The 10,000-nt window shown below is 33.0% G+C and carries 3 protein-coding genes; all 3 read right to left on the reverse strand.

Going from position 1 to position 10,000, the window contains the following annotated elements:
• A partial coding sequence (locus tag LDL23_RS04005) for a LamG-like jellyroll fold domain-containing protein (protein ID WP_291264556.1) occupies positions 1-3,962 on the reverse strand: 3,962 nt, incomplete at its 3' end.
• Between the two features lie 230 nt (positions 3,963-4,192).
• Positions 4,193-9,109: a LamG-like jellyroll fold domain-containing protein gene (locus LDL23_RS04010; RefSeq protein WP_291264557.1), complete on the reverse strand. Its 4,917-nt coding sequence runs from the start codon at positions 9,107-9,109 to the stop codon at positions 4,193-4,195.
• Between the two features lie 183 nt (positions 9,110-9,292).
• Positions 9,293-10,000: tRNA-dihydrouridine synthase family protein (locus LDL23_RS04015; RefSeq protein WP_291264558.1), on the reverse strand; the 708-nt coding region annotated here is incomplete at its 5' end.

A 10,000-nucleotide genomic window follows, 5' to 3' on the forward strand; every position in this document is an offset into this window, starting at 1 on the left:
GTACTTCCTCTGTAGCCTAATCGTATTTTTGAAAAAGTGTCAGAAGAAATAATATCATCTTCATTATTGTTAGCAGTTGAACTTGTTTGATTTCTAAACATTACATTAGAATCTTGATTATTCTCTTTTACAAAAGCGCGTTGACTATTTTGGAAAATGATTTGGCCGCCTGTCACACTTCCTTTTACAAAGAACCCTTGCGAAACAGGAATAAATCTACCTGGAATTCTTGTGCTAGTTCCTAATCCGCTAATTAATGGAGGTGATACTGGAGCAACTCCACCAACCAAATTTCGGGTTGCATAACCTCCTTGATAACCTGCAAGATTATGTGTGTTATTTGAAGTGTAATGTTCCCAAAAGTAAAGCGTTCCAGTAATAGAATTTATATTATTGTTAATAAATTCATTAGCATCTAATGCAGAAGGATATGGATTTCCTATTAGGTTAATATTTGCCATTCCAATATAAATGCCGCTGTGATTTATTGTACCATTATTTGGTTTTCCAGTGAAAACATAATTTTGAGTCACATAATTTTGAGGTGTTGCAATTCCACTTCCTTTCATTGTAAATGCTTGTCCAGTTTGCAGATTTGTATTTTCATTAATTTGCTGCCAATTAGCATATTCTGAAGTTAAATTGGTAAACTTATACAGCCAATATCTTGCTAGTTTCATAGGATTTCTAGTACTATTAATACCTGAAATCCATGAAATTGATTGTGGTGACGCTGGATTTGTTCCATCTTTTAAAACATTTGCAACTGTAAATCCGGTATTGTTTTCAGTTGTACTTGTAATGGTACTAACAGGAGATGACCAATAATTGTAATTGTATAAGTTTCCAGTTCCTTCTTGGTCTCTTTCTAACGTTCCTGTTCCACTTGGGTCTAAATCGGAATTAGTTGTTTGGATTAATTGCGATTTTCCTTCTAAATCGATTTTTCCGTTTATTTTTAAGTAATGTGAAATTTCTAATTTTGAATCATTGCTAATTTTTAAGGTATTGTTATCTACAATAGCTGCTAATAGCGTTTTATTTCCAGAAGACGTTATATTATGAGTTGTCTTAATAATGTTCCAATCTATTTTTGTAGCAACATTATTAATAGTTAATGAATTGTTTGGATAATACATTGAGCTACCATTCGTCCAAGCGCCAGCCGTTTCCCAATCGCCATCAGCAAGTGACACATAAGGTAAAGGAGCTGTTTGTGTTTCAATAGTGAATAAATTGCTATTGTTTAAACTTCCTCTAAACTTCTTGCCCGAAACTTCGTTTAAACAAGTTCCTATGTAATTGTTCATATTGAAATAAGCAAATATTCCTGTTGTCCAAATTTTTGTATTGATGTCATTTTTCGAAATTGAAGCAGGAATTATTTTACCTCTAATAGTGTTTTCTGTTCCTTGTTCAATTTCTTGATTCATGATAAATCGAATTTCATTTACAGATAATGCAGAATTCCAGATTCGAACTTCTTCAATTTTCCCACGAAAATAATCTACGACACTACTTTCATTTATGTAGCGACCACCTATGGTAAAAACATTAGTCATGTCGGTACGAGCATTCATATTGCTTTGAATATCTAAAACACCATCTATATATAAGCTACCCACATTTGAACCATCAAGTGTAAAAGTTACATTTCGCCATTGATTTGTTGATAAAGTAGTATTGCTCACTATTTCAGACATAGAAGTGCCATTGTGAAAACGCATAACTAATTTATTAGCATTATTTATCAAGAAATGATACCCAGTTTCAGAAGCGCCTTTTTTAGCAACGATTGTTTTATCGTTGTTTAAAGTGTTTGAACCTTCGCAATCAATCCATGCGGAAACTGAAAAGGCACTAGTAACACTAGTCACATCGTTACATCGGATATAGTCATCTGTACCATCAAATTTGATATGTCTTGAAGCAATTACTTCTTCGGCCACACCAAGTTTCATGTATCTTGTTCCATTAAAATTGTAAGTAGCTTCTAAATTTGAACTAACTGTTTTTAGAAATATAGTTTCTACATTGGTAGTGAAATTAGCATCGTCTGCTAAAATTAATACATAATCACTATTTCCTGTTAAAGCGGGTAGTGAACTCACAGAAGATACTGGTAAAGAAATTTTCACTATCCCAACATCTGTCGTAGCTCTTTCTACAAACTTCCAAGTTCGGTTTGTTACTCGTGTTGAAGTGGCTACCAAACTACTTCCTAAATTGACTTGTATCGGCGAAGCCATCTCTGTTAGTGGTAATAGGTTACTACCCCAAACTAGATAATCTTTATTGTTGGCAAATGTGTTTGTATTTAAAACATTTGTAGTATAAATATCACGCAGTCCAATGGTTAAAAAGCTCTCCGGATCGATACTTTTACTTTGTTTTTGATTTAAGCTCGTACTGTCGTCTCTTCCAATTGCAGCAACATTATAAGTATATCCATTACTTATTGTGTTGTTCCATAATGCTACACCATCAGAATCTACAAGTTCACCAGGAACGTGTGGTAAACTGATAGCAGGGACAGGAAATAGTCCTGGATTAATCCCATATTTAATAGACAAATAGGATTCTATTTTCTTTCTATCTGAGTCAGATTTTCTTTCAGAGAACATCATAATTTCCATTACATCACCATTAAAACTAGGGCCAAAGTATTCACTTCGTCCTATCCAAAAACGCGAATTTAAAATTTGTTTGAAAGTACCTATATTAACCTCTTTCATCAACGTAGAACTAAGGGTAACACCTAAATCAACTCCATCTAGATATAAATTCATTCCTGTTCCGGCAGCATTCAATCGAGCATTAAAAATTACAGGACGGTCATAGGTTATAGTACTCGAAGTAATCGCTATACCATAGTTAGTTTGAGCACCTTGATTATAAGCAGCAATATTTGCTACTCCTGCACCATATCTTGCCGAAGTGTTATTAATTGATAGTCCAGTTATATCTTGTGATCCTGAAATTTCAAGAAAATCGTCTCCCATCAATACATCTTGTGCTGCATAAGCCGAACTTACAGGTGTTCCTGGATTTACAACAATAAATATGTCATGATTATAAAATCCTTGTCGAGAAAACATTGATTTTGTTCCATCAAAGTTTACCACAGGATTGAAATTTACATTACTGGTAGTGTTGTTTTTGTATAATGGTCTTGTAGTGCTTGTTCCTGTAGCATTTGTCCAACTAGTGTTAATTCCTGTAGCATTTGGCCAAGAGTCAATAGGAGCGTCATTTGCTAAAGCTGATAAACTCTGCGGTTTGTACCAAACTTCTAACTTGTTAAAAGCGCTATAGCTAGGATACGTTTTTGCTGCAATTGAATAACCTGTGATTTTGAAGTCATCAATTGCAACACCTCTGTAGGAATTATTGATAGCATCAGATCTAAATTGTATTGCGAACTTTATATTGTTTTTGTTATCAAAACCTTGTGATGGTAAATCAATACTAGCCGTAAACCAAGTATTTCCTGGGTTACCACTCCATGCTCTCTGGTCGGCTCCAAATGCAGCAACATTTGTTCTGGTGTACCAATTCACAGCTTGATCGTTTTCTTTTCCTAAAGTTCGCCAAGTTACTCCGTCGTCTGTGGAAAATAAGATTTTAAAACCATCATAATCTAATTCGGTTTGAAAATTATATTTTAATGACAATGTTAATCTTTCATAACCAGTTAAATTAATTGTTGGTGTAATTGCAGTAAGATTTGCATTGTTTGTATAAACTGTAGTTGTTACATGTAAATAAGGAGCTATAACTCCAGTAGTTGTAAAACTTGTATTGTTGTTTCCTCTAGTCCATGCACCAGCGTATGTAAATGCATTATTTCCAGTTGTACTAGAAAAATCGGCATTAAAAATAGTAGTTTGTGCTTTTATTTCTATTGCTATTAGCAGAAATAGGAATAAAAATTTTTTAATTGTAATTTTTTTGACTTTCATATTCTGGGGTTTTGGGGTACTTTTTTAGAATTATTTTTTAGAAAATTTAAAAAAAATTAATTCACTGATAATGAGTTTTTTATGTATTATTTAGGACAAATATTAACAAAAAAAGGCAGCAGAAATTACTGGAAAGTAATAACTGTATTGTTTTTTTTAATAACTGGTTAATTAGATAAATAAATTGTAATATTTATATTAAGAAATAGTTAGTCCAGAGTATTATTTGTTTATTGCTTAATTAGAATTTTTTGACTCAAATAGTTGTTATTATTAGTTTTTATTTTTAGGATGTAAACTCCAGTTGCAACACTTTTAACAGGTAATTTTATATTGTTTTCGGAACTATTTATTTCCCAATGATTAATTTTTTGTCCTAAAATTGAGAACAATGTAGCCTCTACAATTTCCAAGTTTTGGTTGTTTGCAATTTCAATTCCATTTTCGGTTGAATTAAAGAAAATAAATGTTGCGTTATTTTCAAAATCATTAGAAGAGAGTGTGCTATTTGAAAACCTAAGTGAAAATCTATTACTTATTTCTCCAGCAGGGATAGTTACGCTATAATCTGTCAGTCTAATGTCATGATAACTATTATTACTATTATCGTGTATGAAAATCGGTTGATTTGGATCGAAATTCTCTAATCCATCAATCATAAAGTTTACAGTTCCAGTTTGACTAGATTTCACAGTTAATGGATAAATTGCATCTGTATTAAAAAAACCAACTCCTTGAATTACTAATTTGTAACTTCCGGATTGAAAATAAGAATCATCTGGTTGGATATCAATTATTTCTCCATCATATCCTAAATTGTATTCATCATTAGCATTTTCATTCATAAAACCTATCAAAAGTTGACGATGGAAATTAGTACTTCCTGTATAGCCTAATCTCAATCTTTTATAATTATCGGGAATTTCTTCGTCGTTACTATTTTGTGGATTTGTTGCCGAATTGTTCTGTCTAAACATTTCGTTTGAGTTTATACTATTTTCTTTCACAAATTTTCTTTGACTATTTTGAAAAGTTACTTGCCCTCCATTAGGGTTTCCTTTAACAAAATAGCCTTGTGCTACGGGAATATATCTGCCAGGAATTCGCAGACTAGAACCTAATCCACTTATTAAAGCAGGTGAAACAGGAGGAACTCCACCCACTAAATTTCTTGCAGCATACCCTCCTTGATATCCAGCTAATATATGCGTATTATTTGATGGATAATGTTCCCAAAAATACAATGTCCCAGTAATTGCATTTAAATTGTCTCCAATGAATTCATTAGCATCTAGTGCTGAAGGATATGGATTTCCAACCAAGTTGATATTGTTAATTCCAATTTGTAAGCCGCTATGATTGATTAACCCATTATTAGGTTTCCCGTTAAATACATAGTTTTGTAGTTGAATATTTGGAGGTGCAACGATTCCACTTCCTTTCATAGTATATGCTTGTCCTGTTTGAAGAATGCTATTCTCATTAATTTGTTGCCAATTAGCATATTCTGGTGTTAAGTTGGTAAACTTGTATAACCAATATCTAGCTAATCGGATTGGATTTGAAGCACCATTATAGCCAGATATCCATGAAATGGTCTGTGGAGTTGCCGCATTTGTTCCATCGCTAAGCACACTACCAACTGTAAAACCAGTGTTATTATTTGTAGTGCTTGCAACTGAACTTACTGGAGATGACCAATAATTATAATTGTATAAATTTCCAGTTCCTTTTTGATCTTTCTCTATGGTTCCAATACTTGTAGGATCTAAATCACTATCAGTAGTTTGAAGCAATTGTGAATAATCTTGTAAATCGATTTTTCCATCTAATTTTAAATACCAATCATTTTGCAGTTTGGTGTCATTTACAACATCAATTAATACATTTGAATCGACAATCATTCCTAAATCAATATGATTTGTAGTTGAATTAATATTGTCTTTCACATGAACGATTGACCAATCATAATCTGCAATATCTAATCCTCGAATTTCCTTTGAAACTGAGTTTACAGCTGTTGGAAAATCGCCAGTTTGCTCTGTTACAAATGGCATTGGCGCTTCTTGAACGGCAATCGTTTTTACATTATAGATTCTAGCTCCTGGAGTTGTATCTATTGTTGAGGTAGTGTGATTATCAATTACATCATCTTTATAATTGTCCATTTTGTAGTAGCGAACAAGATTAACCCATGGTAAACTTGGAATGTCTTTTGGAATAATAGTTCCGCGTGTTTGGCTACTATTATCTTGAATTTCCTGATACACCATTTTTTGGAATTGGGAATCCGTTAACGCAACATTGAATAAGCGAACTTCATCAATTTTTCCTTTAAAAAACTGCGTATTTGTTATTGAATTTTTTCCAATGGTAAAAAGAGAAGTATCTGAAATTGTTCCAGAAACAGACGTACTTGCAACCATTTCACCATTTACAAATAATTTTAATAGTTCGTTTGAACTATCGTAAACCGCACCAATATGAATCCATTGAGCCGAGTTAAGTGCCAAATTGTTACTTAACGTTATTCCATTAGCAACTACTTCCACTTTTTTGGCATTAGTGATTTTTATGTGAAATTTGTTTTGACCCAGCACAATTCCTTCAGAAGAAAATGCGGAGTTGATGTTAATCCAAGCCATTAAAGAAGCATTTGGCCAATTGGTTATTACATTATTGTCAGTTGCATAGTCATTTCTACCATCAAAAGCGATGAATAGTTTTCGTTCTAAATCTCTTGGAGAACCAAAAACGTTGTTATTTGTATCGAAAGCGTCTAAAATTCCGTCACCATCAGTATCGGTATTTCCGTCGATAATTCCGTCGTTGTTGGTGTCTAAACTAGCGTAAAGGGTGTGTGAAATATCAAAAGTTACTCCGTTTGACATTACATCTAAATAGTCTGGAATTCCATCGCCATCGGTATCTTTAACATAGTAAGTAAAAGGCGCTACATTTGTACCTTGATTGTCGTTTCCATAAATATTAAATGCATAATCATAAATATCTAAGATTCCGTCACCAAAGCCTTCTAAATTACCATCTCCATTCGTGTCTTTATTTCTAAAATCTTCTGATTCTGGACCGTCTCCTGCGCCATCACCATTAATGTCGCCATCACCATTTTCATAACCAACATAAGCATTAATATTTCCAGCCCAAGATTCATCTACGTCAAAAATACTGTCGTTATCACTATCTAAATCTAAGTAATTAGGAGCGCCATCGCCATCGTTATCAGGAACAATGTGAGATTCCGCTACATCATGCATACCATTTTGATTGACATCTACCCATTGGTACAAATAGGCTTTTCCTTCGGATAAATTACCTAAACCGACTTCAACTACATCTGGAATTCCGTCATTATCGGAATCCAAATCAAATACATCGGCAATGTTATCTCCATCTAAATCACATAATGTTTGAGAAATTAAGATATCGTCTAAAGCTAAGTCATTACCAGTACCACCTGTTTCGTTATTGATGAAAATTACTTGAAAAGCACTCACATTAAGATTGATGTCTGCTGTAAAGTGTTGCCAATCGCCAGCTAAATTTCCAGCTGTAGTAGGCGGAATATCTCCAGTTTCAATAAAAGTAATTAGGTTATTACTCATATCGCGGAATTCTACTCGTACATCTGGTCTTAATCGAGTTGCAATTCCAGGAGCATCAGTTCTATCTAAATTTAAAACCCAAAAACTGTAGGTAATTGGAATGTTTGGAAGTGCTCCTGTAATAGTTGCTGTATAAAAAATTCCTGGAGTATAAGAAGCATTAAAAATAGCCATTCTTCCATTCGGATTTCCAGTATGATCACCTCCCATGTGCCAATACGAAGGTGCCCAAGAAGCAATTTGAGCCGACGGACCAACGGTATATTTTCCGTCATTTAAGTCGGTTAAGTTTAGATTTGGACATTCTGGAGTGTTTACTCCAACGGTTCCGTCTTCAAAACAATACGTAGTTAAAGCATTATAAGTTGTATTGATAGTTGTACGACTTCCAGCTCCAAAAGTTTCGTTAAGGAATTTATAATTTACTTTATTTCCGTTTAAAGAATTACAATTAGATTCTTCTACGTCATCTCTAATTCCATCATTATCATCGTCTATATCAACATTGTCAAAAATTCCATCGTTGTCACTATCGTAAAAAGTTTGAATTCCTTTTCCAGTTATGTCAAATAAAAACGGGCTCACATCGTCGCTATTGCTTGCAATAGATACTTGTGCCGTTTTAGTTCCAATAGAACTTGGATTAAATTTTATTTTAAAAGTACTTGAGTTATTCGTATTGATGGAACTGCTTGGATCTTGAATAACTGTAAAATCCGAACTTCCTATGATTTGGACCAAAGGAGTTCCCGTTAAGTTAATGGTATTGTTTCCAATATTTTTTATAGTGAAAGTTCTAATTACAGGATCTGAAACAATTTGAGTTTCTCCAAAATCTGTTCCATAACTTGATGAAACCGCTGCGTTATGAGGTATAGTTGTATTGTTTAATCCAAGAACTTCTAGATGATTTCCTGTTTGATTTCCATATAAACTAACATTGTCTATAAAATAGTAATCAGAAGTATTGCTTCCTCCATTGAGTTCATCAAATCGAATTCTGATTTTTACTTGTGTATTGCCATTTGGAATAGCATAAGTGTAAGGAGAACCAACAGTGTTACCAGTACTTACCGTATGATTAAACGCATAAACATCTGAGGTTGTGCTGTTTTTCCCATCAATTAACTTTATCGAAGTTGTGTATGAAGTTCCATTATTATAAGAGATGTCTAGGTACAAATCATCGTTATCATCAGGTGTTCCGTTAGATGAAAAGAAAATATTGACATACACATTAGTAAAACTACTGATGTTGACATTATCAAAACTGATATTAGGATCATCAGGTGAAGAACTATTTGAACCACCAAATCGTAAAGAGTTTGGAGAGGAAACAAATGAACTGGTATTGGTTTGAATGGTTCCAGAATTTAGCATTGAAATATAATTCCAAGAATCTTCTGGTTTGCTATCAAATCCCTGATAAGAAATTTGGGTTTGAGACTTTGCGATGCAAAAAAAGAACAGACAAAATAGTACTATCAATTCTTTATGGAACTTTTGGGTAATTTTTCTTTCCATAACACATTTGTTTTTTAAATAAAACAATCAATAAACATAAAATACTGTAAACAAGGTGTTTGGCATTTATTTATTGAACAAATGTTAGGAAATTCTATTTATTAAATAGAAGTGAAGTAATAAGTGGTATTATTTTTTTAACAACTGGTAATGAATTGATTGTAATTGACTTATGTGTTTTATTTACCCGTTTTTGAAAATCTCTTTCACAGCAGCTTCATAGTTTTTACTATTTCCTGCTTTTTTAATCTTTTTAAAAGTCTTTTGTGGATTTGAAAATGATTCTGAAAAGTATTCCCAAAAACCTAACATTTTCATGCGAATAGGCGTTGGACCTTGTAAATATGCATCGTATTGTTGATAAATTTCATCGTGAAAAGCTTCAAAAATTTCGAATCTATTTTTTGGATATTCCGTAGTGTTGTTTTTAATCATGGAAGGTAAAAACGGATCAGCAATTAAACCTCTTCCTATCATAAAATGATCAATTAAAGGAAAACGTTCTTGTAGTTCTTTAAATTTTGCTACCGAAGTAATATCGCCATTATAATAAATCTTTTGTTTTGATGTGTCAAGGCATTTTTGAAACGAGTCTAAATCGACACCACCTTTGTACAATTGTTTGCCAATTCGGGCATGAATTGCGATATTTTTAATTGGATATTGTTCTAAAATAGGGAAAACATCTAAAATTTCGGTAGGATTTTCATAACCCATTCGCATTTTCATCGAAACAATAATATCGGTTTCGTTGTGAACTCGTTTTAAGATATGTTCAATTTGAGATGTGTTACTAATTAATCCAGAACCCATTCCACACTTGGCTACCATAGGATACGGACAGCCTAAGTTCCAATTCAATTCTTTGTAACCCATTTGCTGCACGTATTT

Source organism: Flavobacterium sp. (assembly GCF_020217025.1).
Lineage (GTDB): Bacteria > Bacteroidota > Bacteroidia > Flavobacteriales > Flavobacteriaceae > Flavobacterium.